General features: G+C 63.4%; 18 protein-coding genes. 10 read left to right on the top strand and 8 right to left on the bottom strand.

Translation table 11 applies throughout. The features are described 5' to 3' along the window. Nucleotides 1–241: 241 nt before the first annotated feature. Complete coding sequence (locus PWG15_RS09345; RefSeq protein WP_275024145.1) at nt 242–589, bottom strand: hypothetical protein; 348 nt, start codon at nt 587–589, stop codon at nt 242–244. Between the two features lie 236 nt (nt 590–825). Between PWG15_RS09345 and PWG15_RS09340 the strand changes: the two genes are divergently transcribed. From PWG15_RS09340 to PWG15_RS09330, 3 genes are all read left to right on the top strand, one after another. Continuing rightward, the gene (locus PWG15_RS09340; protein WP_275024144.1) at nt 826–1,461 is read left to right on the top strand and encodes a helix-turn-helix transcriptional regulator; all 636 of its coding nucleotides are present in this window, start codon (nt 826–828) and stop codon (nt 1,459–1,461) included. Nucleotides 1,462–1,562: 101 nt separating this feature from the next. After that, nucleotides 1,563–2,708, top strand: a complete 1,146-nt coding sequence (locus PWG15_RS09335) for an aminotransferase class I/II-fold pyridoxal phosphate-dependent enzyme (RefSeq protein ID WP_275024143.1) — start codon at nt 1,563–1,565, stop codon at nt 2,706–2,708. A 181-nt stretch (nt 2,709–2,889) separates the two neighbouring features. Beyond that, complete coding sequence (locus PWG15_RS09330; RefSeq protein WP_275024142.1) at nt 2,890–4,860, top strand: acyltransferase family protein; 1,971 nt, start codon at nt 2,890–2,892, stop codon at nt 4,858–4,860. 98 nt (nt 4,861–4,958) lie between these two features. On the opposite strand, the gene bmt is transcribed toward PWG15_RS09330, so the two are convergent. Then, entirely contained in the window at nt 4,959–5,975 is a 1,017-nt protein-coding gene (gene bmt / locus PWG15_RS09325) for a betaine--homocysteine S-methyltransferase (RefSeq protein ID WP_275024141.1), read from the bottom strand. Between the two features lie 65 nt (nt 5,976–6,040). Further along, nucleotides 6,041–7,399 (bottom strand): O-antigen ligase family protein, encoded by a 1,359-nt coding sequence (locus PWG15_RS09320; RefSeq protein WP_275024140.1) that lies wholly within the window; start codon nt 7,397–7,399, stop codon nt 6,041–6,043. Nucleotides 7,400–7,782: 383 nt separating this feature from the next. On the opposite strand from PWG15_RS09320, the gene PWG15_RS09315 reads away from it, so the two are divergent. Then, a complete protein-coding gene (locus tag PWG15_RS09315) occupies nt 7,783–8,652 on the top strand; it encodes a D-alanyl-D-alanine carboxypeptidase family protein (protein WP_275024139.1) in 870 nt (289 codons plus the stop codon). Between the two features lie 247 nt (nt 8,653–8,899). On the opposite strand, the gene PWG15_RS09310 is transcribed toward PWG15_RS09315, so the two are convergent. From PWG15_RS09310 to PWG15_RS09295, 4 genes are all read right to left on the bottom strand, one after another. Further along, nucleotides 8,900–9,946, bottom strand: a complete 1,047-nt coding sequence (locus tag PWG15_RS09310) for a quaternary amine ABC transporter ATP-binding protein (protein WP_275024138.1) — start codon at nt 9,944–9,946, stop codon at nt 8,900–8,902. Continuing rightward, nucleotides 9,939–10,850 carry an ABC transporter permease gene (locus PWG15_RS09305; protein ID WP_275024137.1) on the bottom strand — a complete coding sequence of 304 codons (912 nt, stop codon included), beginning with the start codon at nt 10,848–10,850 and terminating at the stop codon, nt 9,939–9,941. The genes PWG15_RS09310 and PWG15_RS09305 overlap by 8 nt, the downstream gene beginning before the upstream one ends. Before the next feature lie 292 nt (nt 10,851–11,142). Continuing rightward, the gene (locus tag PWG15_RS09300) at nt 11,143–12,141 is read right to left on the bottom strand and encodes an ABC transporter substrate-binding protein (protein ID WP_275024136.1); all 999 of its coding nucleotides are present in this window, start codon (nt 12,139–12,141) and stop codon (nt 11,143–11,145) included. A gap of 1,177 nt (nt 12,142–13,318) precedes the next feature. Next, a complete protein-coding gene (locus tag PWG15_RS09295; protein ID WP_089044242.1) occupies nt 13,319–13,462 on the bottom strand; it encodes a hypothetical protein in 144 nt (47 codons plus the stop codon). Between the two features lie 249 nt (nt 13,463–13,711). Between PWG15_RS09295 and PWG15_RS09290 the strand changes: the two genes are divergently transcribed. Together PWG15_RS09290 and PWG15_RS09285 are read left to right on the top strand one after the other, a co-directional pair. Beyond that, nucleotides 13,712–15,169 (top strand): cobyric acid synthase, encoded by a 1,458-nt coding sequence (locus tag PWG15_RS09290; protein ID WP_275024135.1) that lies wholly within the window; start codon nt 13,712–13,714, stop codon nt 15,167–15,169. 123 nt (nt 15,170–15,292) lie between these two features. Then, nucleotides 15,293–15,916 (top strand): class I SAM-dependent methyltransferase, encoded by a 624-nt coding sequence (locus PWG15_RS09285; RefSeq protein ID WP_275024134.1) that lies wholly within the window; start codon nt 15,293–15,295, stop codon nt 15,914–15,916. A 17-nt stretch (nt 15,917–15,933) separates the two neighbouring features. On the opposite strand, the gene PWG15_RS09280 is transcribed toward PWG15_RS09285, so the two are convergent. Beyond that, nucleotides 15,934–18,165 carry an adenylate/guanylate cyclase domain-containing protein gene (locus tag PWG15_RS09280; protein WP_275024133.1) on the bottom strand — a complete coding sequence of 744 codons (2,232 nt, stop codon included), beginning with the start codon at nt 18,163–18,165 and terminating at the stop codon, nt 15,934–15,936. Nucleotides 18,166–18,396: 231 nt separating this feature from the next. Between PWG15_RS09280 and PWG15_RS09275 the strand changes: the two genes are divergently transcribed. The 4 genes from PWG15_RS09275 (at nt 18,397) to cobN (ending at nt 24,937) form a co-directional block, all read left to right on the top strand. Continuing rightward, entirely contained in the window at nt 18,397–18,828 is a 432-nt protein-coding gene (locus PWG15_RS09275; RefSeq protein WP_275024132.1) for a hypothetical protein, read from the top strand. A gap of 659 nt (nt 18,829–19,487) precedes the next feature. Further along, on the top strand, nt 19,488–20,012 hold the full coding sequence (gene cobU / locus PWG15_RS09270; protein WP_275024131.1) for a bifunctional adenosylcobinamide kinase/adenosylcobinamide-phosphate guanylyltransferase: 525 nt from the start codon (nt 19,488–19,490) through the stop codon (nt 20,010–20,012). Between the two features lie 3 nt (nt 20,013–20,015). Further along, nucleotides 20,016–21,080: a cobalamin biosynthesis protein CobW gene (gene cobW, locus PWG15_RS09265; RefSeq protein WP_275024130.1), complete on the top strand. Its 1,065-nt coding sequence runs from the start codon at nt 20,016–20,018 to the stop codon at nt 21,078–21,080. A 77-nt stretch (nt 21,081–21,157) separates the two neighbouring features. After that, nucleotides 21,158–24,937 carry a cobaltochelatase subunit CobN gene (cobN, locus tag PWG15_RS09260; RefSeq protein WP_275024129.1) on the top strand — a complete coding sequence of 1,260 codons (3,780 nt, stop codon included), beginning with the start codon at nt 21,158–21,160 and terminating at the stop codon, nt 24,935–24,937. Nucleotides 24,938–24,957 lie beyond the last annotated feature (20 nt).

Here is a 24,957-nt window from a genome sequence, read left to right as displayed (position 1 = left end):
AGCAGGTGGCGGCGGTTTCGCCCATCGCGAAGACTGAGATTAAGGATGCCTGAGGTTTGGCACCGGAGGGTGCACCCAGCGGCTCTCCCCGCTTGCGGGGAGAGATGACAGGCACGACAGTGAGGGGCATTCGTCGGGCGCGGGCTTCGCGCCGCCTCATGTGCCCGTCGCGCTCGTTCCATCTCAAAGCCTGCGCGGAGAGCGTGAGGGCTGTTCTCGCGCCATGCTTCGAGGTGAACGTTCACGCCTTCGGAAACGCGCGCCCCAATCCATCCGATTTAGAAAGCCCCGCCTTGAACGCCTGATAGGCAGCGTGCTGGCTGGAACGGCCGGCTTCCATCAGCCGCATCTGCAGGCGGGCCGGGGCTTCGTTGCCCAGCCATTGGCCGAGCTTTTCCAGCTTCAGCGAGTTGAGGAACTTGGCCTCGGAGGCGAGGTCGAGATGGCGATAGAGGCCATCCATCAGGCGCTCGTCCTGTTCGGGGTTTTCCATCAGGAGTCGGAGGAACGACTGGTCCGCCTCGCCGAAAGCCCCGAGCTTTTCGGCGACTGTATCCCGGTCGGGAAAGGAGGCTGGGCCGGCGTTCATGTGTGACTCCCGTCTGCGTCTCCGGCCGCGCCGCGCGCTTTGCGAAACGCGCACGGGCCGCTGTAGCACTAATGCCGCATGGTTTCGTCCGTTTCCGGCACGAACACGCAAGCAGCGAATCTTCCTGTCATCGGGGATAGGCCAGCGGCCATCGGTGCGCAAGCGCCAGCGCATATGCCGAATTTCAACAAATCATCCAATATTGACAATAAGTCCAAATTCGGAAATAAACGGGCATGACCATTGCACCCGGCTTCACCTCGATTCTCGCCATGCATGCACCGACGGCCGCAGCGATCAGCGCCTTGCTCTATCCGCATGGCGAGGTCGTGCTGCATGATCTCAGGACGGGGACGATTGCGGGGATCTGGAACTGCTTTTCCGGCCGCGCGGTCGGCGAGGATTCGCTGATCGAGGAAGAGTTTGCCGCGGTGGGCGGTGCCGACGCCGTGCTCGGTCCTTACGAGAAGACCGGCGCGGATGGTCGTCGCTTCAAGTCGATCTCCGCCGTGCTGCGTGATGGAACGGGCGAAGCGGTAGGGCTGCTCTGCATCAATTTGGATATGTCGATGATCGATACGGCGGTGAAGCTGCTTTCGGCTTTCGCCGGCGCCGAGCAGCCGAGGCCGCAGGCGCTTTTTGCGCGCGACTGGCGTGAGGAGATCAACGCGACGCTGCACGGCTGGCTGAAAGAGCGGGGGCTCGCGCTTTCGGCGTTGAAGCGGAGCGATCGCGTCGCCTTGGCGGCGGCACTCGACGCGCGCGGGCTGTTCCAGACGCGCAATGCCGTCGATCACCTTGCAAGCCTCATCGGCGCATCGCGCGCCTCGATCTACAATTACCTCGCTGCAGCGCGCGGCGAGGCACCCTGATTGAAACACGCGCAATTCCGGACGAAGACCGCGCTTTCCCGGGCTTGCCTGACCCATAACCGTTTCGCGTGCCGCCAGGCGCCCGAGAGGAGGAGCCTTCCATGACGACCTTGCCCGATTTCCGCCTGGAAACCCATTTCTCCCGCTGGGAGTTCAGCGCCCGCTACCATATGACCGCAAGCGACAGCCAGACGACCAGCATGAGCGACCTGCTGGCACTGGCCGACGATGAGGATCGCGCCGCCTGGGAGAGCGTGACGCTCGGCTATACCGAGACCTATGGCGCGCCGGCGCTAAGAGCGGCAATCGCCGCCACCTATGAGGGGCTTTCGGCCGCAGACATCCTCTGCTTTGCCGGCGCTGAAGAGGGGCTTTACTGTGCCATGCTGGCCCTGCTCGGGCCCGATGACCACGCGATCGTGACGGTGCCGAACTACCAGTCGATGGAAACTTTGCCGGTGACGATCGCCGGCGCTGTCACCGGCGTGCCGCTCCGGCCGGTAAACAACTGGCGGCTCGATATCGCCGACGTGCGCGCTGCTTTGAGGCCCAACACGAAGCTGATTTGCGTCAACTTCCCCAACAACCCGACCGGTGCCATTGCCGACCAGGAGACGTTCCGGGCTCTGGTGGCGCTCTGCGCCGAACGCGGCATCCATCTCTTCAGCGACGAGGTCTATCGCGGCCTTGAGCGCGATCCTGCGCTGCGCCTGCCGCAGGCAGCCGATTGCTTCGAGCGCGGCATCTCGCTGAACGTCATGTCCAAGGCCTATGGGCTGCCCGGTCTGCGCATCGGTTGGATCGCCTGCCGCGATCACGCGCTGCTCGAGCGCATGGAGAAGATGAAGCACTACCTGTCGATCTGCAATTCGCGCCCGTCGGAAGTGCTGGCGACGATCGCGCTCAAGGCGCGCTCTGTTATCCTCGATCGCAACCGGGCGCTGGTCGCCGCCAACCTTGAAAAGCTCGGTGCCTTCTTTGCGGAATTTCCCGATCTTTATGAATGGCAGGCGCCGGATGGAGGCTGCGTCGGCTTTGCCCGCTATCTGGGCGCCGACGGCGTCGAGACCCATTGCCGGCGGCTGGTGGAGGAGGCGGGCGTGCTCCTCCTGCCTTCGAGCCTCTTCGTTTCCGATCTTCTTCCGGTCGCGACCGATCGCTTCCGTGTCGGCTTCGGCCGCAAGGACATCGAGATCGGGCTCGAAGCCTGGCGCCGGTATCTCAAAGGGCTGCGTGCACTGGCCTGAGGCTGCCCGCAGATTGGCGGATATCTCGTGTTTTCCCGCGGCGACGTCCGGTCGCCGCGGGGTCGATTGGCGGCCGTGCCCAGAAATCGCGCGAATGTGGATATAGACCGGGCGGCAATGGTCCTGTCGTCAGGGCCGTGTTAACCAGCGGCCCCTGCCACCGAGTGTTTCTCCCCAGCTGATGCATTACAGACCCGAAATCGATGGACTGCGCGCGCTTGCCGTGGTGCCAGTCCTCCTGTTCCATGCCGGGTACGGCCTCGTTGCCGGCGGTTTTGCCGGGGTTGATGTCTTCTTCGTCATCAGCGGCTTTCTGATCACCTCGATCATCCACCGCGAAATCCGCGATGGAAACTTCAGCATCGTCGGCTTCTACGAGCGGCGGGCCCGCCGGCTCGCGCCCGCGCTCCTTTTGGTTTGCGCCGTGTCCATCCCGTTTGCGCTGATGTGGATGCTGCCGCAGGAGCTCAACGCGTTCGGCAAGAGCCTCTATGCGGTGAACTTCTTCGCCTCGAATTTCCTGTTCTGGGATCAGACCGGTTATTTCGAGCCGAGCACCGATCTGATGCCGCTGCTGCACACCTGGTCACTGGCGGTCGAGGAGCAGTTCTATCTCGTCTTTCCGCTGCTCCTGCTTGGCTTGCGCCGCCTGTCTGCGGCAACGGCCCTGAAGGTGGTGCTGGCGCTGGTCGCCCTGAGTTTCGCCATGACGCAGCTTCTGGCGCGGGTCGATCCGGCGGCGAATTTCTATCTTCTGCCCAGCCGCCTCTGGGAGCTCGGCATCGGCGCAGCCCTTGCGCTTGTTGGCCCCGACAGGCTCGACCTGGCAAGAGGCCGCCGCGAACTGCTTTCGGCACTCGGTCTGGCAGCGATCATCGCAACCTATTTCTTCGTTCCGGAATCCGCCTTCTATCCCGGCTTTACGACGGTGCCCGTGGTGCTCGGAACGGCACTCGTCCTTGCCTTTGCGCACAGCGACACCGCCGTTGGCCGGCTGCTGTCGCTGAGGCCGCTGGTGGCGATCGGCCTCATCAGCTACAGCCTTTACCTCTGGCACCAGCCGGTGTTCGCCTTCGCGCGGCTGAGGGCGATCGACGGCATCCCGGCCGAGGGCTATGCGCTGTTGATCGTGCTGTGCTTCGTGCTCGCCTATCTCAGCTGGCGTTTCGTCGAGCAGCCCTTTCGCAAACCAAAACGCTTCGGCCGCGGCGCGGTCTTCGGTGCGACGCTTGCCGCCGGATCGGCGGCGATTGCGCTTGGCTTCGGATTTGACGGTTCGGACGGTTTGGTTGCAAGGAACCGCGAGCTCGCGCAGTTGACACAGCCGAGCGTTGGCCTTGGCAAGAAGTGCGATGCCGTTGCCGATCTCAGATGCGCCACCAATCCGAAGCCGGAAGTCGCGATATGGGGCGATTCCTTTGCCCGCCACCTCGTCGATGGCGTCATCGCCTCGAAGCCGGATGTGCGGCTGGTACAGCTTGCCAAGAACAATTGCGGGCCGTTCCTGAACCTTTCGCCCGTCGTTCCCCGGCTCGGCCGCAACTGGCCGCAGGACTGCGCACGCTACAATGAAGACGTTCGCCGCTTTCTGCTCGCCAACCGGTCGATCCGCTACGTCGTTCTCTCCTCGCAGCTCAGCCAGTATCTGCAGCAGGAGACCGTACTCGTCGACGGCCGCAGGGAAATGCCGTCGGAAGTCAGTCTTCTCAGCGATGGCCTGCGGGCGACGCTCGCCTGGCTGGAGGCCAATGGCTTCGAAGCCGTCTTCGTGGCGCCGACGCCGCATGACGGCCGCGACACGGGGCTCTGCGTTGCCAGGGCACGATTGCTCGGCGAACCGGATCAGCGCTGCGAGCCGGCGCTGAAGGACGTGCGCAAGTATGACCAGGACGTGCTGAAGGTGGTCGCCGATATCGCCGACGAGTACCCGGTCGTCAGCTTCATGAACTATCTCTGTGACGCGGACAGCTGCAAGGTCGCGGACAAGGGCGTCTCGCTCTTCGAAGACTTCGGGCATTTCTCCGAGCAGGGGTCTCGCCAGATGGGACGCGCCTTCAACTTCTACCGTTCCTTTATTGATGCAGCAGAGCGCGATGTCCTTTCATGGCGCAAGCCTGACAGCCTGCCGGGCTTCGAGAGCGCCGATCTTTAAAGGGGCGTGGCTGCCGGGCGCCATACACGAACCCCAATGGAAAACGCCCCGGATCATAGGATGCCGGGGCGTTTTCTTGTCGGTCTGTTATCGCTGCGTCAGGCGCGGCGGCTGCGGCGCTCGCGGGTCGGCGCGGCTGCCGTTTCGTTGGCCGTCTTGTTGCGCAAGGGACCGATCTTCTCGATGATCAGATCCAGGGTCGGGCGCTCGCGGCGCACGTGTTCGTCCAGCGCCACGCGCATGGCGGCGAGGTGGCCACAGGTGGTGCCGCAGCAGCCGCCGATGATCCTGGCGCCGGCATCGGCCGCAAGCCGAACATATTCGGCCATCAGCGGCGGCGTGCCGGAATAGTGGATCTCCGAGCCGCGGAATTCCGGAATGCCGCAATTGCCCTTGACGATGACGGTCGCCTCGGGGGCGGCTTCGGTCATGTCGAGCAGCGAGGAAAGGATGTCGGAAGCGCCGACGCCGCAATTGGCGCCAACGGCAACCGGGCCGTTGCCGAGATCACTGGCAACACCGTGGATATCCTTCGGATGCAGGCCCATCATCGTCTTGCCGGCGGTGTCGAAGGAGCCGGTGTAGACGTAGGGAAGGCCGACCTTGGCGGCAGCTTCGGCTGCTGCGCGGATTTCGTCGGGCGAGGACATGGTCTCGATCCAGGCGACTTCGGCGCCGCCGGCCTTCAGGCCCTCGATCTGCTCGACGAAGGCGGCAACCGCATTCTCATAGGAAAGCGCGCCAAGCGGGATCAGCAGTTCGCCGGTCGGACCGACCGAGCCCGCGGTGATGACCTTGCGCGGTGCCTTGTCGGCAACGGCGCGGGCGATCTCGGCGGCGCGCTTGTTCAGCGCATGCACGCGGTCGTCCGCCTGATGCAGCTTCAGGCGATGGCGGGTGCCGCCGAAGGTGTTGGTGAGGATGATGTCGGCGCCGGCGTCGACGAAATCCTGGTGCAGCTTGGTGATGTTGTCCGGCTTGCTCTCGTTCCAGAGTTCCGGCGCTTCGCCGGCTTCCAGGCCCATGGCGAAGAGCGAGGTGCCCGTGGCGCCATCGGCGAGAAGGATGCCTTTTTCGGCAAGCAGAGCGGAGAGGACATTGGATGCTGCTGTCATCGGTTTTTCCCGGCTAGAATAGAGTGCAGCAAGATATAAAGATATCTTTATGTCTTGGCAAGGGTTCAGCGGCGGGAGGTTGTTGCTTGTGCGCGCATGCCCATGCGACCCGCAAGCCCGAGCCCGAAGACGACAAGCGCGGTCAGCAGCCACATCGGGTCGGCGCGGTTGAGGAAGAAGCTTTCGAGCATGGCGTTATAGGTCATGAAGATCACCACCATCACGCAGAAGTCGGCAAAGATGCGCGCCTGCGGGCGGCGATAGGCCCGCCTATAGTCGAAGAGCGGCTTGATGAAGAGCAGGGCCGTCATCAGGATGCCGCCCGGCACGCCGAACATCAGCACCGCGTCGAGGTAGCTGTTGTGGCCGGTGACGATGCCGCGCACGTCCCAGCTCGCCTCGAAATTCGCTTCCATGCCCATGATCACCGGCGACAGCCAGAAGCTGGCATAGCCTTGGCCGAGCCAGGGGCGTTCGGCGATGCTGGCACTGGCGAATTTCCAGATGTCGTCGCGGCCGGTAAATGTCGGATCGTCGATCAGCGCCTTGGTAATGGACAGCAGCGTGTCGAAATAGATGCTGCCGAGGGTCAGGCCGAAGACCAGAACCGACATGGCCAGATGGGCAAGGATCATCAGGCCGGGGCTGCGCACGGCGCGCCCGGCAAAGACCAGACCGATCGCAATCGGCAGAAAGCCGATCGTCGTCTTCGAGCCGGTATGAAGCACGAAATTGGCGGCAAGAAGCGTGATCGCCCAACCTCGCAGCGGCGCTCCCGCGCGCAGGCAATAGATGCCGAACATGCAGAGGATGGAAAAGACCGGCGCCGAGACGTTCTTGTGCAGCAGATGTCCGCGCCAGAAACCCGCGTGCCAGGGCTCGTCGCCGAAGGCGGAATGGATGGCGCGATCCGGGGCCACGAAGAGCGCGGCATAGTCGATCAGGATCAGAAGCAGGATGGCGTTGGCGCCGGCATTGACGAAATCCCGTTCGCTCCTCGGCAGCACCAGCACGCCCGCCACCATGATCATCGCGATCAGGCTCAGCGTCAGGCCGCGGGCAGATGCGGCAGGGTCATAGGATTGCAGGCACGAGAGATAAGCGATCGCGAAGATCGCGATCCAGCTTGGCGAGACGAGGCGCGTCAATATCCGCCGGTCGACGGTAAGGAACATGGCGAACAGATAGATCGCGCCGAGTACCAGGTAGCCGACCTGGTTGATGATGTTGCCTTCGTTGGCGGCGTTGGGGTCCGTGGTTACTGCGCCCTGAAACGGGATCAGCGTGAAGACGATGAGAAACAGGCCAAGGCCCGAGAGCAGTGCGGCAAGGCCATTCACGAGCTCCGCCAGTCCGGCATCGAAGGCGGCAGGCACCCGCTGACGCGCGGTGGATAGGTTTGCCGTGGCTGGGTTCGAGTGCATGGCGTGCCGAAACGGGTTGAGCAAGTTTGCCGCGATCCCGGGCGGCGTCGATTGCGGGCCCCGTCCGGTGACCGTGCGGGCACTGGCCGGGCAGGGATGCGATGTCACCTTGGCGCAATGAGGTTAAGTCTCGGTGAAACCGGCAGGCGAGGCGTGGGCGCTTCACCCTCCGCCGGCTCCCGTGTCCTTTATGTCCCAGGCGTCGATAAATGCGCGCCGATTGCCGCAGGTGCTTGCCGCCTGGCGCTCCCGCCCGTAAAAAGACGGGGGTGTGTCGGCCGCGAAAACCGGGCCGTTGCCGTAATCTGCGGCATGTCTTCCATTATGCGATCACGATCCTCCTCCCGAGATCGTTCGAGAGCGTCGAAACGAGAAAACACGATATGCAGTCCCTATACCGTTTGGTCGCGTCCACCGCGGTCTCCCTGAGCCTGCTCCTTGGCAGCGCATCCTATGCCGCAGCCGGGCAGGCGCATTTTGTCGTCAATGCCGAGACCGGCTCGATCCTCGAAGCCGAGAATGCCGACGAGCTGAACTTTCCGGCCTCGCTGACGAAGATGATGACGATCTATCTCGCTTTCGAAGCGCTGAAGAACGGCACGCTCAAGTGGGATCAGAAGCTGACGGTTTCCGAACATGCCAACGGCCTCGAGCCGTTCAAGCTGGCCGTCGGCGCCGGTCGCCAGATCACCGTGCGCGAAGCCGTCATGGGCATGGTCGTGCTTTCCGCCAATGACGCGGCGGTCGTCATCGGCGAGACGCTTGCCGGCAACGAGCCCGCTTTCGGCGAGATGATGACGCAGAAGGCCAAGGCGCTCGGCATGAGCCGCACGGTGTTCAAGAACGCCAACGGTCTGCCGGACCCGGTCCAGGTGACGACGGCGCGCGACATGGCGACGCTGGGCCTCGCGCTGATGCGCGACTTTCCGACCGAGTTCCAGCTTTTCGCCAACAAGACGATCGAGTTTCGCGGCATGAAGCTGCGCGGCCACAACGGCGTGATGAAGCGCTACGAAGGCGTCGACGGCATCAAGACCGGCTATACCGACGCGTCCGGCTACAACCTCGTCACGTCGGCCAAGCGCGGTGGCACCCGGCTCGTCGCCGTCGTCATGGGCGGCAAGACAGCGCAAGCGCGTGACGACGAGATGATCGGCCTGCTCGACAAGTTCCTGCCGCCGAAGCAGGACGCGAGCGCCGCAAGCGTTGCCGAGCCGGTCGCTGCGGCGACGGCGACCACCACGACGAACTGATCGCCTGACTGTATCCTCTGAGCCTGCCCTCACCCTAACCCTCTCCCCGCAGACGGGGCGAGGGGACGAGGACTGCTGCGGGCGGCCGGATTTTGGGCTGGCTATTCATAAAGTCTTGCGGGGGATTGCAGATGCCGCCACGAGTCCCTTCTCCCCGTCAGAACGGGGAGAAGGTGCGGGCAGGCGGATGAGGGGCTATTTCCTTGACCGCGCCGATGAGGACGGACCTCCTCGATTGCCCTTTTGATTACGCGGCTGCGCGATCCTCATGGCTTACCGGCGTCACCATGGCGGCGATGACGGAGGACAGGTCGAGGGCGCCGATCGGGCGGCCATTCGCATCGACCACATGAGCGCTTGCGACGCGGGCGGCGGTCATGGTGCGGGCTGCCGCTTCCAGGACCGTACCGCTCACGAGCGGCACGCCTTCGGCGTTCCCTGAGAGCGGTCGCATGATCGTCTCGACATTGATCACCCGGCCACGGTTCACTTCCTTGACGAAGGCGGTGATGTAGTCGTCGGCAGGCGACAGCACGATCTCCTGGCCGGTGCCCTGCTGCACCACGCGGCCATCGCGCAGGATGGCGATCTTGTCGCCGAGGCGCAGTGCCTCGTCGAGGTCGTGGGTAATGAAGACGACGGTCTTCTTCAGTTCCTTCTGCAGGTCGAGAAGCACGGTCTGCATGTCGACGCGGATCAGCGGATCGAGCGCCGAATAGGCTTCGTCCATCAACAGGATGTCGGCATCGTTGGTGAGCGCGCGGGCAAGGCCGACGCGCTGCTGCATGCCGCCCGAAAGCTGGTTCGGATAGTGGTTCTCAAAGCCCTTCAAGCCGACACGCTCGATCCAGCCACGCGCGCGCTTCTCGCTCTCCTTGGGCTCCACGCCCTGGATCTCGAGGCCGTAGACGGTGTTGTCGAGCACGGTGCGGTGCGGCAGCAGCGCGAACTTCTGGAAGACCATCGCCGTCTTGTGGCGGCGGAATTCCCTGAGCGCGGCGTCGTTCATCTTGCAGACGTCGACGCCGTCATAGAGCACTTCGCCCGAGGTCGGGTCGATCAGCCGGTTGATGTGGCGGATGAGCGTCGACTTGCCGGAGCCGGAAAGACCCATGACCACCATGACGCCACCGGGGGGCATGGAGATGTTGATGTCCTGCAGGCCGAGCACGTGGCCGTGCTTCTCGTTGAGCTCGGCCTTGCCCATGCCCTTCTTGACGGCGTCGACAAAGTCGCCGCCGCGGGGTCCGAAGATCTTGTAGAGGTTCTTCACCTCGATCGCGTGACTAGCCATGGATAACCTCCGAGTGCTTTTGCAGCCGCTTGCCGAAAGCCTGGCTGGTACGGTCGAAAATGATGGCGATGCCGACAAGGGCAAAGCCGTTGAGGAAGCCGACGGTGAAGAACTGGTTGGCGATCGCCTGCAGAACGTTCTTGCCGAGGCCGCCGACGCCGATCATCGACGCGACCACCACCATCGCCAGCGACATCATGATGGTCTGGTTGATGCCGGCCATGATGGTCGGCAGCGCCAGCGGCATCTGCACGTTCTTCAGTTTCTGCCAGGTGGACGAGCCGAAGGCGTCGGCCGCTTCCAGCACTTCCTTGTCGACGAGGCGGATGCCGAGATTGGTAAGACGGATCATCGGCGGAACGGCGTAAATGACGACGGCGATGAGGCCGGGCACCTTGCCGATGCCGAAGATCATGACGACTGGGATCAGGTACACGAAGCTCGGCATCGTCTGCATGACGTCGAGGATCGGATTGACGAAAGCCTGCACCCGGTCCGAGCGCGCCATCAGGATGCCGATCGGAATGCCGATCAGGATCGATATCAACGTACAGACGGTGACCATCGCAAGCGTGATCATCGTGTCGTTCCAGAGGCCGACGAGCCCGATGGCGATCATCGACAGCGCGGTTCCGATGGTGACGTTGATGTTGCGGCTGCTGAAATAGACGACCGCGATCATCAAAGCCAGGATGACGACCCAGGGCGAGCTGACGAACAGACTCTCCAGGTAATTCAAAAACCATTGAAGCGGCTGGACCACCGTGTCGATGGCGTTACCGTACGATCGAACGAAACCCTTGAAGCTATCGTCGACGGCCTTGCGCGCCAAGCGGATCGTGCTCTCGTCAATGGCAGGGAACTTGCAGAGCAAAGCTGGCAAGACACTGCAGATGGATGCCATATGTTTCCCCTTCTTGGCCGGAAGTTTTATGAAGCCGGCTGCGTCTCGTCATCGATCGTGTCGAGGACGGCGCACATTTGGGTGACCTCTTCGGGCCCCGGCACGTAAACTGTGTCAGCGAAATGTGGCGTCCGCTTTACTGATTGCGACGCTCAGGGCCACGGTTCGCCGCCTCTTGAACGATAGACGCCAGGCGCAACCGCCACGAGGCTGCCTTCTTGTTCGTACTCCGGCACAAGCCGACCGGAGCTGGCAGGCGGCGATCTTGAATCACCGCCTGCCATCCGCTCAATCAGAGTGCGGCCTTGACCTTCTCGGCCACTTCCGGGCTCACCCACTGTGTCCACATGTCCGGGAACTCGGCGAGGAAGTGCTTGGCACCATCCTCGTTGGTGCCCTGGTTCTGGTCCATCCAGGCGAGAACCTTGTTGACCGTGCCGTTGTCCCACTTGCGTGCCTTGACGTAGTCCATGGCAACACTCGCCTTGTCGGCGAAGGACTTGGTCACGACCGTGTAGACGTCGGAGACCGGATAGGAGTTGACCTTCGGGTTCGGGCAATCCGGAACGGCGGTGCAGGCATCCCAGTCGGCCTTGTCGTGATCGACGCCGAAGGAGAGGCGGGTCATCTCGTATTTGCCGAGGATGGCGGTCGGTGCCCAGTAGTAACCGAGCCAGCCGGTCTTCTTTTCAAAGGCGTTGGCGATCGAGCCGTCGAGGCCGGCGGCCGAGCCGGTATCAACCAAAAGGAAGCCGTCCTTCTCCGCGTTCAGCGCCTTGTAGAGATTGGCGGTCGAGACCTGGCAGTTCCAGCCGGACGGGCAGTTGTGAACCGCAGCCTTGCTCGAGTCTTCCGGTGCCGGGAAGAGTTCCGGGTGCTTCAGCGCGTCCTGCACCGTCTTGATGTCCGGATGCGCGTCGGCGAGGAATTTCGGGATCCACCATCCCTCGACACCGCCTTCGCTCAGGATCTTGGCCGCTTCGATCAGTCGGCCTTCCTTGATCGCTGCGTCGAGCGGCGTGCGCACCGCGTTGACCCAGAGTTCCGGCGCCATGTCGGGCTGCGCCTTCTCGTTCATCGAAGCGAAGGTCGGCATGGTGTCGCCGGTGACCAGCGTCACGGTGCAGCCGTAACCGTTTTCGAGAATGAACTTGTCCACCTGGGCGGCAACGCCGGCGGAAGCCCAGTTCATTTCGGCAATGCTGACTTCACCGCATTCCGCAGCCTGCGCGGAACCCGCCAGAGCGTAGAGGCCCGCGGCGAGAATGGTGGAAGCGAGGAGTTTCTTCATGTTGCAAGACCTCCCAGTCTTTATTTGCAGCCAATATCCAAACGGGAACCTCCGGCGGATGCCGAGCATCCTCCGTCGCCCGGAGCAACTATGCAGCCTGGGTTTCGGCATCAAACAAGCCAAGGTTCACCCTTGCTGCGGACGGTGCGGGAGTTCGTTTTCAGCCCTGGCCGCGGAACCCTGTCGCCAGCCAATCTCCTCTTATACCGCCAGCCAAGCCTAAGTATTCTTGTTGAGAAATCAACCTCTTCAATCGGAAGGTCGGGTCGCCGCCGCGCGGCGCGCATTCTGTCTGCGACATCTTCGGCGCGCGTTTTTCGAGCATCAGAAAGGCCGAATTTAAGCAATAACGACAATTCCTGCCGCAAAAAATGGCGCTATGCGCCACGTCGCTCGGATCCCTGTCGAGATCCTGAAGTTTCCTGTCGTGATTGCGCCACGGCGATTGCCACGCATGTCGCGAAAAAAATTCAAAAAAAGCCGAAATTCATCTTTGGTTAAATCCTCAATAACCATCCGGTAACGATGTCCGGCTAATTGTTCTTCTCGCGGCGGGGGACTGCCGCAGATCCGGATCAGGTTGTGCGTCCCGGATCTCACGCGAACCTTCGGTGCGTTACCCCGAAGTGACCAGGCGTTTTTTTGGCGGCCGCATCCCTCGTTTCGAGGTTGATGCGGCCTTCGCATTTCAGGGCATCCGCCAACAACGCCGCCCGCTCTTTCGGGCCGCATCCAAGCCTTTTATCGCACTCTCGTTGCCGCAATTCGGGAGGGGGTCTCGATGGAGCGGAGACTGGTAGCTATCTTTGCCGCTGACGCCGTCGGCTTAAGCCGCCTCCTGGACGCTGACGCAGTCGGAACGCTCTCCAGCCTGAGGGTGCACTTCAGCGAGTTGCCGTACCCCGATCGGCAACTTCACCTGAATGAGGCTTTCCGGCCGTCGACCGTGCAGGCGTTGGCGGGAGCGTTGGAGAGACGCAGTTGCCCTACCGATGGTCGACCCCATCGCATGGGTTTGTCCTATCCTGAGCAGACCGGTTGCGGAAAACGGCGAGCCACTGCGGCACTCGGCGTTTCGGTGCCATTCGTCGTCGCCATAAAAAAACCGCCCCGGATGGGGGCGGTGGAGAGGCTCTGGGAGGAGAGCTCGAAGGGGCATTCCGCCCCGATCGCAGACTTAGCCGACGTTCGACGTACGGATGACGCCGAGCGGGCCGAAGGGCGCGTCGACGACGAGGTTGCGCACGCGCGACTGGCTGGACGGAACCTTGGAGTTCCAGGCGATCTGGACGAAATTGGGCTTGCTGAAGATGTACAGCATGGACGTAAACCTTGAGAGGCCGGAGGCCTTTGCTCCGGGCTTGTTGCTATGGCGCTGATATAGGTGTGCACTGCGAAAAACTGAATACCAAACTCGCCACGCCATGTCGCATTTTGGCTACCAGCCGCGGCATTTTCGACAAGCCTTGCGAAAGGTCGAAACAATGCGTGAGAAGCCTCGCTCAATTGCGGCGAAATCGTGTCGAAACAGACCTTTGCCGCTGACCGTTTCAGTGTTACCGGTTGTCCCATGACACGCAGGATCATGTTGCAGGGAACCGGCTCGGATGTCGGAAAATCGGTACTGGTGGCGGGGCTCTGCCGGCTCGCTTCCAATCAGGGCTTGAGGGTCCGGCCGTTCAAGCCGCAGAACATGTCGAACAACGCCGCCGTTTCCGATGACGGCGGCGAGATCGGCCGCGCGCAATGGCTGCAGGCGCTCGCGGCCCGCGTGCCGTCGTCGGTGCACATGAACCCGGTATTGCTGAAGCCGCAATCCGATGTCGGCAGCCAGATCGTCGTCCAGGGCAAGGTGGCGGGGCAGGCCAAGGGGCGGGAATACCAGGCATTGAAGCCGAAACTTCTTGGCGCCGTGATGGAAAGCTTCGAGCAGATCTCGGCCGGCGCTGATCTCGTGGTGGTGGAAGGCGCCGGCTCGCCGGCGGAAATCAACCTCCGGGCCGGCGATATCGCCAATATGGGTTTTGCGACACGCGCCGACGTGCCGGTCGTGCTTGTCGGCGACATCGATCGCGGCGGGGTGATCGCCTCGCTCGTCGGCACCCATGCGATCCTGCCGGACGAAGACCGGCGCATGGTGACCGGCTATCTCATCAACAAGTTCCGTGGAGACGTCACGCTGTTTGACGATGGCATTGCCGCCGTCAATCGCTACACCGGCTGGCCCTGTTTCGGCGTCGTGCCGTGGCTGAAGGCGGCGGCACGGCTGCCGGCCGAAGATTCCGTCGTTCTGGAGAAGCTGACACGTGGCGAGGGGCGGGCGCTGAAGGTTGCCGTCCCCGTGCTGTCACGCATCGCCAACTTCGACGATCTCGATCCGCTGGCCACTGAGCCCGAGGTCGATCTCGTCTTCGTCCGGCCGGGAAGCCCGATCCCCGCTGACGCCGGCCTCGTCGTCATCCCCGGGTCGAAATCGACCATCGGCGACCTCATCGATTTCCGGGCGCAGGGCTGGGACCGCGATCTTGAGCGCCATGTGCGCCGCGGCGGCCGGGTCATCGGCATTTGCGGCGGCTACCAGATGCTCGGCCGCCGCGTGACCGATCCGCTCGGCATCGAAGGTGGCGAGCGTGCGGTCGAAGGCCTCGGCCTGCTCGATGTTGAAACCGAAATGGCGCCGGAAAAGACGGTGCGCAACAGCCGCGCCTGGTCGCTGGAGCACGACGTGGCGCTCGAGGGCTACGAGATCCATCTGGGCAAGACGCAAGGTGCTGACTGCGACCGTCCTTCGGTCCGCATCGACAATCGTCCGGACGGCGCGCTTTCCGCGGATGGCCGGGTGATGGGCACCTATCTGCATGGTCTGTTTTCGAGCGATGCCTATCGCACGGCACTGCTCGAAAGTTTCGGCATCGAAGGCGGCGCCGGCAACTATCGCCAGTCGGTCGATGCGGCGCTCGACGATGTCGCGAACGAACTGGAGACGGTGCTTGACCGGCGCTGGCTGGATGGGCTGTTGGGGCGATAAGACGACCTTTTCGCCGAAACCGGTGCAGGGCGTGCAAGTCGAAACCACACGCGGTTTTGGCCGTTCTGCTCTAGACTGTTTCCTTTAAGGCAGAGGCCGGGCGCGAACAGAGCGGATGCTTCAATGCAGAACAAAAACAGGCAGGCTCAGTGGGACAATGCCTATCAAACCAAGGGCGAGGCGGGGGTCAGCTGGTTCGAGGATACGCCGGCAATTTCGCTCGAGCTGATCCGCAAGCATGCGACAATTGCTTCGACGTCGCTGATCGATGTCGGTGGTGGCGCCTCGCGGCTGGTGGACGCGTTGCTTGACGAGGGCGTGAAGATGGTCACGGTGCTCGATCTGTCTCCGTCGGCACTTGAGGCGGCCAAGGCGAGGCTTGGGTTACGGGCTGATGACGTGCAGTGGATTGCCGCCGATGTGACAGAGTGGGAGCCGGATCAAAGCTACGACATCTGGCACGATCGCGCCGCCTTTCATTTCCTGACCGATCCGGAAGACAGAGCCGCCTATATCGAGCGGTTGACGGCAGCCGTGGCGCTTGGCGGGCACGCGGTCATCGCCACCTTCGCCCCCGACGGGCCGGAGCGCTGCAGCGGCCTGCCGGTGGTGCGCTACGACCCTGCGGCACTGGCCGAGATGATCGGACCGTCGTTCCGGCTGGTTGAACAATTAATGCACCAGCACACGACGCCGTGGAACTCGACACAGGCTTTCCAGTTCAGCGTGCTGGAGCGGGTGGGGTAGCCTGTTGCGCAAAGGCTCTAGCGCACCTGCGAGAAGGTGAAGGCTCTGTCGCCGTGGTACCAGAAGAATTCGTTTTCCCGGGCGCTCAGTCCTCCGGGATTTCGCAACAGCACCCCACAAAGGTTCGTCGTCTGCAGCCAGAGGAAGCAAACTTCATCCTTCTCAAACCGGACCTCGACGTTGCTCATCCGCCCGGCGCCAAGCGAGGCCCAGCCTCCCGTCAAGGTGGCAATGCCCTCGGGCGAAACGACGGCTTCGTGTTCTTCCCCTGAATCCAGCATGCGTCCACGCAGCCGGTGCCCGAAAAGCAACGCACGGGCTTCGTGGGCCGACAGCCTGTTGCGGATGCCGACTTCGGTGTTCAGCACGGTTTCGGGCACGCCCGCCAGGCGCAGTCCCTCATAGAACCTCTCGCTGGCATGCGGCTGTGCCAGGTCCAGCGGTGGATGCTCCGAAATGCAGACGGCGGTTCCGCCACGGCTGACGCGAAGCGCGTCATAGCGGGCGATTGCCGTCTCGGCCTCCGCGCGGTGACCGAGATGTCCGGCGGCAGAGGCAAGGAGAAGGAAAGGGCCGTCATCCTGGGGGTTGAGTGCGATGCTGCTTCTCGCCGCCGCCGCTGCCGCCTCGAAATCCTCCAGGCTGAACTGGGTCAGGCCGAGGACGTAGTGGAAGAAGGACGGGGAGTGCGGATCGAGGCGGATCGCCGTACGGATATAGGGCAGGGCCTCCTCCGGCCGGCCGGCGGAAGTCAGCACGAAGGCCGTCAATGCGTAGCTCCAGGAGTCACCGGGTTCGAGCGCGATTGCTTCCTTGAGTTCTGTAAGCGCGTCGGCATGCCGCTGATCCGCTTCGGCAAGGAGGGCCGATGCCTGATAGGCGAGGGCCGTCCTATGTTTCTGCGCCGTGCGCAGGAACTGCCGCGCCTTGGCTCGCGCCTCGAAGCGCGTGATGCCCAGCTGATAGTGCCAGCGCCACAAATAGATGCGCGCATAGACCATGGCTGCGGCGGCATAGGCGCGTCCATAGGCGGGATCGAGCGCAATGGCTTGGTCGAAGTAGGGCAGTGCCCTGGCGAAGTCTTCGGGCGTGGTGCGCCGGTGATGTTCCCAGCCGCGCAGGAACGCATCGAAGGCGGCCGGAACGACCGTTTCCTTGCGCCCGAAGGCCATCTGCTGGTCAGGATCGAGCCGCAACGCAAGCGCTTCGGCAATGCCACGCATCACTTCGTCCTGCAGCGCAAAGGCATCGGTGAGCGATCCGTCGAACTTCCCGGCCCAGACGTGTCCGCCATCATGGGAATCTATGAGCTGGGCATTGATGCGGAGCTGCTCTCCCGCGCGCTGGACGCTGCCTTCAAGCACATATCTGACGCCGAGCTCCTCCGACACCTGCCTGGCTGTGACCGATCTGCCCTTGTAGGTGAAGGTCGAGTTGCGGGCGATGACGAACAGGCCTGAGATCTGGGCCAGTTCGGTGACGAGGCCGTCGGTCATGCCATTGGCGAAAAATTCCTGCTTGGGGTCATCGCTGACATTGGCAAACGGAAGCACCGCGATCGAGGGCTTGTCTGCCTCGCCAAGCTCCACGGCCTGAGGCGGACGGACGTCGGCAGGCGGCTGCCAAGGGCGCCACCAGGCGACACCGACGGCGGCGGCGAATGTCAGGGCAGATGCCGCTGCCAGGGCGGCCCAGCGTCGCCCGCTGTGCGCCCTGGTTTTAGGCTTTCGGGCGTAGGCTTCGTCGATCGAGATACGGTAGGTCCGAATCGGTTTTTCGACATGTTTCAGGCGCTGCTCGCCGAGAAAGACGAATCCGACATCGAGATGCTTCTCGACCTGGTCATAGGCGGTGCCGGAGATGACGATGCCGCCGGGCTCGGCGAGGTTCTGCAGGCGCTCGGCGATGATGACGCCATCCCCCTGGATATCGTCGCCCTCGACGATCACATCGCCAAGATTGATGCCGATGCGGAATTCCAGCCGGCCCGTATCCGTGCCGCGACTTTCAGATTTGGCGCGCTGCACCTCGACCGCACATCGCACGGCCTCGACGACGCTATGGAATTCGACCAGCAGGCCGTCGCCCATGGTCTTGATCAAGCGACCACGATGTGCGGCGATCCTTTGTTCGAACAATTCATGCAGATCAGTCTGAAAGCGGGCGCAGGTACCCTCTTCGTCGGCCTGGGTGAGCAATCCATAGCCGCAAACATCGGCAATCATCACGGCGGCGAGCCTGCGTTCCATGTGTTTACCGGACAAACGAAGCCCCTCGGGTGGGCAGTTTATCTCAACATCCGTCATTGCTAAAATATGTTCGTCCGCCATGCCGCATTCGCCGAGGTCCGGTCTCGCAGCAGGCCGGCGGGGGGCGAGGCTGACGGCAAGCCCTTGCCCGGAGGATTCAAGACAGCGAATTGCTGGGGAGGAAGCACGCAGTAGAAGCTAAATAGACAAATCAACTTTAAGGAGTAGGCAATGAGCAGACTCTTGATCCTGTCGGCTGGTGCCATTCTGGCACTGACATCCATGGCGTCCGCAGCGCCGGCCACCCAACCACTCAAGATCGCCAAGGAATGCAGTCAGTTCACCGGCGATACCCCGAGCTTCTGCACCATTACGGAATCGAACCTCGCGGCGATCCCGGCGGGCACAAAAATCCTCTACTATGGACCGGTGGTTGCCAATCCCATTTTCTCCAGCAGCACGGCGGTCATTGCCGTCGGGAACGGAGACTCGGCGGTCGGCTACTGCGTCGTCTACGACACGGCCAGTCCGCCGCTCGGAACCTGCGCGTTCCATGCCGGCAGCGGGACGCTTGCCGGATTCCAGGCGATCGTCAAGGTCACGGTCGACGACAAGCAGATCTGGCACTGGGACGGAGGCTACCTGCTTGGCGCGGCCAAGTGAGAACGAGATTCCGATTTGTCTAGACCGGCGCCGCCCCGTCCGACAAAACGTCGCGCGACGCAAGTCGGCCGGGGAGGTGTCGCAAGCGTCGATTGACTTTGCGACGCCCGCTTCCTAATCATCGGATGTTGGATGGTTCCTCCGCGTCGTGGCGACACGGGGGAATAATTGGGAATGTGACGGATGGACCCAAACCGGGCATCCTTATCGCAGCCGACCCCGCGACTGTAGAACGGTCAGGGTTCGCCATCGGGCTCAAGTTCAGCTTTGTCAGGCGATTGCATGGGGCAATCGACGCCAAGGTTGGGATCGAGCCGGAAAAGCCACTGGCGTGGCATCGTGATCAGCCGGGTTGGACGCCTCTTCTGCTACGAATCGTCCGCCTTTCACGAACTTGAAAAACGCCGGGAAGGTGAGGCGGGCCGCTCGGGTCCTGACATCGGAACCTCGCCCTTTGGGGCGAGGCGATGACGGGCCTCGTGACGCCGTGAGCCAGGAGACCTGCCGTCCGACAGGGGCATTCCGCCCGAAGGGAAGCCCGCTTCCCAATGCCATCACGGAGGTTGTTTTGGCTTTCAGATATTTTTCCGAACGCGCCGCCGGCGCGCCGAACGGCTGTTGCCGCATGCCAATGACCACTGAGTTCTGAGGCGGCAGCGATGAGCAATCAAAGCCCCGGGCCTGTTCTGGTCCTTGGCGGCGCCCGTTCCGGCAAATCCGCTTTTTCCGAGAAGCTTGTCGAAGCGTCCGGTCTCATCAAGCATTATGTCGCCACGGGCCGCGCCTGGGATGATGAAATGCGTGAACGCATCGACCATCACCGGACCAGGCGCGGTGAAGGCTGGACGACGCATGAGGAGCCTGTCGATCTCGTCGGCGTGCTCCGGCGCATAGACGACGCCCATCATGTGGTGCTGATCGACTGCCTGACCCTGTGGGTCACCAATCTGATGCTCGAGGAGCGCGACATCGAGGCGGAGTTTGCGGCCCTTGCCGCCTCCCTGCCTGAGGCGCGAGCGCGCCTTGTCTTTGTTTCCAACGAGGTCGGCCTCGGCATCGTGCCCGAGAACCGCATGGCGCGCGAGTTTCGCGACCATGCCGGCCGGCTTCACCAGATCGTTGCGGAGAAATCCGCTGAAGTTTACTTTATCGCGGCCGGTTTGCCGCTGAAAATGAAGGGTTGAATAATGACCACTGCGAGAACCAGCCACGGCAAGATCCCGGCGACTGTCATCACCGGCTTCCTCGGCGCCGGCAAGACGACGATGATCCGCAATCTGCTGCAGAACGCCGACGGCAAGCGCATCGCCCTGATCATCAACGAGTTCGGCGATCTCGGCGTCGATGGCGACGTGCTCAAGGGCTGCGGCGCGGAGGCCTGCACCGAGGACGATATCATCGAGCTTACCAATGGCTGCATCTGCTGCACGGTTGCCGATGATTTCATCCCGACCATGACCAAGCTGCTCGAGCGCGAAAACCGCCCGGACCACATCATCATCGAGACCTCGGGTCTGGCTTTGCCGCAGCCGCTGATCGCCGCCTTCAACTGGCCGGATATCCGCAGCGAAGTGACCGTCGATGGCGTCGTCACCGTGGTCGACAGCGCCGCCGTGGCCGCCGGCCGCTTTGCCGACGACCATGACAAGGTCGATGCGCTGCGCGTCGAGGACGACAATCTCGACCACGAAAGCCCGATCGAGGAGCTGTTCGAGGACCAGCTGACGGCTGCCGACCTCATCGTTCTCAACAAGACCGATCTGATCGATGCCTCCGGCCTCAAGGCCGTGCGCGACGAGGTCTCCTCGCGCACCAGCCGCAAGCCGGCGATGATCGAGGCGAAGAACGGCGAAGTTGCCGCCGCCATCCTGCTCGGCCTCGGCGTCGGCACCGAAAGCGATATCGCCAACCGCAAGTCGCATCACGAGATGGAGCACGAGGCCGGCGAGGAGCACGACCACGACGAGTTCGACAGCTTCGTCGTCGAGCTTGGCGCCATCGCCGATCCGGCCGCCTTCATCGATCGCCTCAAGGGCGTGATCGCAGAACACGACGTGCTGCGGCTGAAAGGCTTTGCCGACGTGCCCGGCAAGCCGATGCGCCTTTTGATCCAGGCCGTCGGCGCCCGCGTCGACCAGTATTACGATCGTGCCTGGGCTGCCGGCGAAAAGCGCGGCACGCGCCTCGTCGTCATCGGCCTGCACGACATGGACGAAGCGGCGGTGCGCGCCGCCATCACGGCGCTCGTCTAATACTTTGAAATAACGCAATTCCGGAGGGAAGGCGCAGCACGCATCTTCCGTCCGGAACTGCCCGAACGGACAAGACCATGCATCTGCTTCTCGCCCAGAAAGGAACGATCGCCGACGGCAACGAAGCGATCGACCTGGGGCAAACGCCGGCCGACATCCTGTTTCTGTCTGCCGCCGACACCGAGCTCTCCTCAATCGCCGCAGCCCACGGCCGCCGCGATGGCGGCATGAGCCTGCGCATCGCCAGCCTGATGAGCCTGATGCACCCGATGTCGGTCGACACCTATGTCGAGCGCACGGCGCGTCATGCGAAGCTGATCGTGGTCCGGCCGCTCGGTGGCGCCAGCTATTTCCGTTATCTGCTGGAAGCCCTGCACGCCGCCGCCGTCACCCACCAGTTCCAGATCGCGGTGCTCCCAGGCGACGACAAGCCGGATCCGGGCCTCGAACCGTTTTCCACGGTTGCGGCCGACGACCGTCAGCGCCTCTGGGCCTATTTCACCGAAGGCGGCGCCGACAACGCCGGCCTGTTCCTCGACTATGCCGAGGCGCTGGTCACCGGTGCCGAGAAGCCGCAACCGGCCAAGCCGTTGCTCAAGGCCGGAATCTGGTGGCCGGGCAGGGGCGTGATCGGGGTTTCGGAATGGCAGGCGACAAACGCAGCGCCGGGCGGTTCGACGGAGACGAAGGCATTTGAACCGACCGTCGCCATCTGCTTCTACCGCGCCCTCGTCCAGAGCGGCGAGACGCGGCCGGTGGAGGCGCTGATCACGGCGCTTGCCGCGGAAGGCGTGCGGGCACTGCCGGTGTTTGTCTCCAGCCTCAAGGATGTCGTTTCCGTCGGCACACTGCAGGCGATCTTCGCCGAGGCCGCACCCGACGTGGTGATGAACGCCACCGGCTTTGCCGTTTCTTCGCCCGGCGCCGATCGGCAGCCGACGGTGCTGGAATCAACCGGCGCGCCAGTGCTGCAGGTGATCTTCTCCGGTTCCTCTCGGGCGCAATGGGAAACATCGCCGCAAGGGTTGATGGCGCGCGATCTCGCCATGAACGTCGCCCTGCCGGAGGTCGATGGCCGCATTCTCGCGCGCGCCGTCTCCTTCAAGGCGGCGTCGATTTACGATGCGAAAGTCGAGGCTAACATTGTCGGCCATGAGCCGCTCGAAGACCGGGTGCGCTTTGCCGCGAACCTTGCCGTCAATTGGGCAAAGCTTCGCCGGGCAGAGCCGGCCGAGCGGCGGATCGCCATCGTCATGGCCAATTATCCGAACCGCGACGGGCGGCTCGGCAACGGCGTCGGTCTTGATACCCCGGCCGGTACCGTCGAGGTGCTCAACGCCATGACGGCAGAAGGTTATGCGGTGGGCGAAGTCCCGGAGGATGGCGACGCGCTGATGCGTTACCTGATGGCCGGGCCGACCAATGCCGCAAGCCACGACCGTGAAATCCGCGAGAGGATTTCGCTCAGCGATTACAAGATCTTCTTCGATTCGCTTCCGAAACGGATTCAGGATGAAGTCGGTGGTCGCTGGGGTGCGCCGGAAGCCGATCCGTTCTTCCTCGACGGCGGTTTCGCGCTGCCGCTCGCCCGCTTCGGCGAAGTTGTCGTCGGTATCCAGCCGGCACGCGGCTACAACATCGATCCGAAGGAAAGCTACCATTCGCCGGACCTCGTGCCGCCGCACGGTTATCTCGCCTTCTATGCCTTCCTCCGCCGGCAGTTCAGTGCGCAGGCGATCGTGCACATGGGCAAGCACGGCAATCTCGAATGGCTGCCCGGCAAGGCCCTGGCGCTATCAGAGACCTGCTACCCCGAGGCGATCTTCGGGCCGCTGCCGCACATCTATCCCTTCATCGTCAACGATCCGGGCGAAGGCACGCAGGCCAAGCGCCGCACCAGCGCGGTTATCATCGACCACCTGACACCCCCTTTGACGCGCGCGGAATCCTATGGGCCGCTCAAGGATCTCGAGGCGCTCGTCGACGAGTATTACGATGCCGCCGGCGGTGACCCGCGTCGCCTGCGTCTGCTCAGCCGTCAGATCCTCGACCTCGTGCGCGACATCGGCCTCGACAGCGACGCCGGCATTAACAAGGGCGACAGTGACGACAAGGCGCTGGAAAAGCTCGACGCCTATCTCTGCGACCTCAAGGAAATGCAGATCCGCGACGGCCTGCACATCTTCGGCGTGGCCCCGGAGGGGCGGTTGCTGACCGATCTCACGGTGGCGCTGGCGCGCGTCCCACGTGGCCTCGGCGAAGGCGGCGACCAGAGCCTGCAGCGGGCGATCGCCGCGGATGCTGGGGCGGACTTCGACCCGCTCGATTGCGTGATGTCGGATGCCTGGACCGGCCCGACACCATCGATCCTCGCCGACCTCTCGGACGCTCCCTGGCGCACAAACGGTGACACGGTCGAGCGTATCGAGCTGCTGGCAGCGAAGCTCGTTTCGGGCGAGCAGTCTTGCCCAGACGATTGGACCAACACGCAAGCCGTGCTCGACGAAATCGAAACCCGCCTCAAGCCCTCGATCGCAAACTCCGGCGCTGCCGAAATGGCGGGTTTCCTCACCGGTCTCGACGGCCGCTTCGTCGCACCCGGTCCCTCCGGCGCGCCAACCCGTGGCCGCCCAGACGTGCTGCCGACCGGCCGCAATTTCTATTCCGTCGACAGCCGCTCGGTGCCGACGCCGGCGGCTTACGAGCTCGGCAAGAAATCGGCTGAACTCCTGATCCGCCGCTATCTGCAGGATCACGGCGAGTGGCCATCCTCCTTCGGGCTCACGGCCTGGGGCACGGCGAACATGCGCACCGGCGGCGACGATATCGCCCAGGCGCTGGCGCTGATCGGCGCAAGGCCCACCTGGGACATGGTTTCGCGCCGGGTGATGGGCTACGAGATCGTGCCGCTGGCCGTGCTCGGCCGGCCGCGCGTCGACGTGACGCTGCGCATCTCCGGCTTCTTCCGCGATGCCTTCCCCGACCAGATCGCGCTGTTCGACAAGGCGATCCGCGCCGTCGGCGCGCTGGAAGAAGACGATGCCGACAACATGATCGCCGCACGCATGCGCGCCGAGGCTCGGCGGCTGGAGGCGGAAGGAGTCGAGGCGCAGGAGGCCGCGCGGCGTGCCTCCTACCGCGTCTTCGGCGCCAAGCCCGGGGCCTATGGCGCCGGCCTGCAGGCGCTGATCGACGAGAAGGGCTGGGAGAGCAAAGCTGATCTCGCCGAGGCTTATCTCACCTGGGGCGCCTATGCCTATGGTGCCGGCGAAGAGGGCAAGGCCGAGCGCGATCTCTTCGAGGAACGGCTGCGCACGATCGAAGCCGTGGTGCAGAATCAGGATAACCGCGAGCACGACCTGCTCGACAGCGACGACTACTACCAGTTTGAAGGCGGCATGAGTGCGGCTGCCGAACATCTTGGTGGCAACCGGCCGGCGATCTACCACAACGACCATTCCCGCCCGGAAAAGCCCGTCATCCGCTCGCTGGAGGAGGAAATCGGCCGTGTCGTCCGGGCCCGCGTCGTCAATCCCAAGTGGATCGATGGCGTCATGCGCCACGGCTACAAGGGCGCCTTCGAGATCGCCGCCACGGTCGACTACATGTTCGCCTTCGCCGCAACCACGGGGGCGGTCCGCGATCATCACTTCGAGGCCGCCTATCAGGCTTTCGTCGTCGACGAGCGGGTGGCGGACTTCCTGCGCGACAGGAACCCGGCCGCCTTTGCCGAGCTTGCCGAACGACTGCTCGAAGCGATCGACCGCAGCCTGTGGACCCCGCGCTCGAACTCGGCACGATTTGAGCTTTCTGGCATCGGCAAAGCCGAAACCCGGCTTCGCGCCGGCAACGAATAGAGCGGTTCCGGGCGATGTTT

This window comes from Ensifer adhaerens (genome assembly GCF_028993555.1).
GTDB classification, from domain to species: Bacteria; Pseudomonadota; Alphaproteobacteria; order Rhizobiales; family Rhizobiaceae; genus Ensifer; species Ensifer adhaerens_I.
The sequence above is the reverse complement of the archived record's forward strand: the minus strand, read 5'-3'. Positions and strand labels throughout refer to the sequence as shown.

Bases quoted from the DNA above. Each gene is read 5' to 3' on its own strand.
- PWG15_RS09315 (WP_275024139.1), top strand. From the start codon at position 7,783: ATGCAGTCCCTATACCGTTTGGTCGCGTCCACCGCGGTCTCCCTGAGC.
- PWG15_RS09340 (WP_275024144.1), top strand. From the start codon at position 826: ATGACCATTGCACCCGGCTTCACCTCGATTCTCGCCATGCATGCACCG.
- PWG15_RS09290 (WP_275024135.1), top strand. From the start codon at position 13,712: ATGACACGCAGGATCATGTTGCAGGGAACCGGCTCGGATGTCGGAAAA.
- PWG15_RS09320 (WP_275024140.1), bottom strand. From the start codon at position 7,399: ATGCACTCGAACCCAGCCACGGCAAACCTATCCACCGCGCGTCAGCGG.
- bmt (WP_275024141.1), bottom strand. From the start codon at position 5,975: ATGACAGCAGCATCCAATGTCCTCTCCGCTCTGCTTGCCGAAAAAGGC.
- cobU (WP_275024131.1), top strand. From the start codon at position 19,488: ATGAGCAATCAAAGCCCCGGGCCTGTTCTGGTCCTTGGCGGCGCCCGT.
- PWG15_RS09285 (WP_275024134.1), top strand. From the start codon at position 15,293: ATGCAGAACAAAAACAGGCAGGCTCAGTGGGACAATGCCTATCAAACC.
- cobN (WP_275024129.1), top strand. From the start codon at position 21,158: ATGCATCTGCTTCTCGCCCAGAAAGGAACGATCGCCGACGGCAACGAA.
- PWG15_RS09310 (WP_275024138.1), bottom strand. From the start codon at position 9,946: ATGGCTAGTCACGCGATCGAGGTGAAGAACCTCTACAAGATCTTCGGA.
- PWG15_RS09330 (WP_275024142.1), top strand. From the start codon at position 2,890: ATGCATTACAGACCCGAAATCGATGGACTGCGCGCGCTTGCCGTGGTG.
- PWG15_RS09305 (WP_275024137.1), bottom strand. From the start codon at position 10,850: ATGGCATCCATCTGCAGTGTCTTGCCAGCTTTGCTCTGCAAGTTCCCT.
- PWG15_RS09300 (WP_275024136.1), bottom strand. From the start codon at position 12,141: ATGAAGAAACTCCTCGCTTCCACCATTCTCGCCGCGGGCCTCTACGCT.
- PWG15_RS09295 (WP_089044242.1), bottom strand. From the start codon at position 13,462: ATGCTGTACATCTTCAGCAAGCCCAATTTCGTCCAGATCGCCTGGAAC.
- PWG15_RS09275 (WP_275024132.1), top strand. From the start codon at position 18,397: ATGAGCAGACTCTTGATCCTGTCGGCTGGTGCCATTCTGGCACTGACA.
- PWG15_RS09280 (WP_275024133.1), bottom strand. From the start codon at position 18,165: ATGGAACGCAGGCTCGCCGCCGTGATGATTGCCGATGTTTGCGGCTAT.
- PWG15_RS09345 (WP_275024145.1), bottom strand. From the start codon at position 589: ATGAACGCCGGCCCAGCCTCCTTTCCCGACCGGGATACAGTCGCCGAA.
- PWG15_RS09335 (WP_275024143.1), top strand. From the start codon at position 1,563: ATGACGACCTTGCCCGATTTCCGCCTGGAAACCCATTTCTCCCGCTGG.
- cobW (WP_275024130.1), top strand. From the start codon at position 20,016: ATGACCACTGCGAGAACCAGCCACGGCAAGATCCCGGCGACTGTCATC.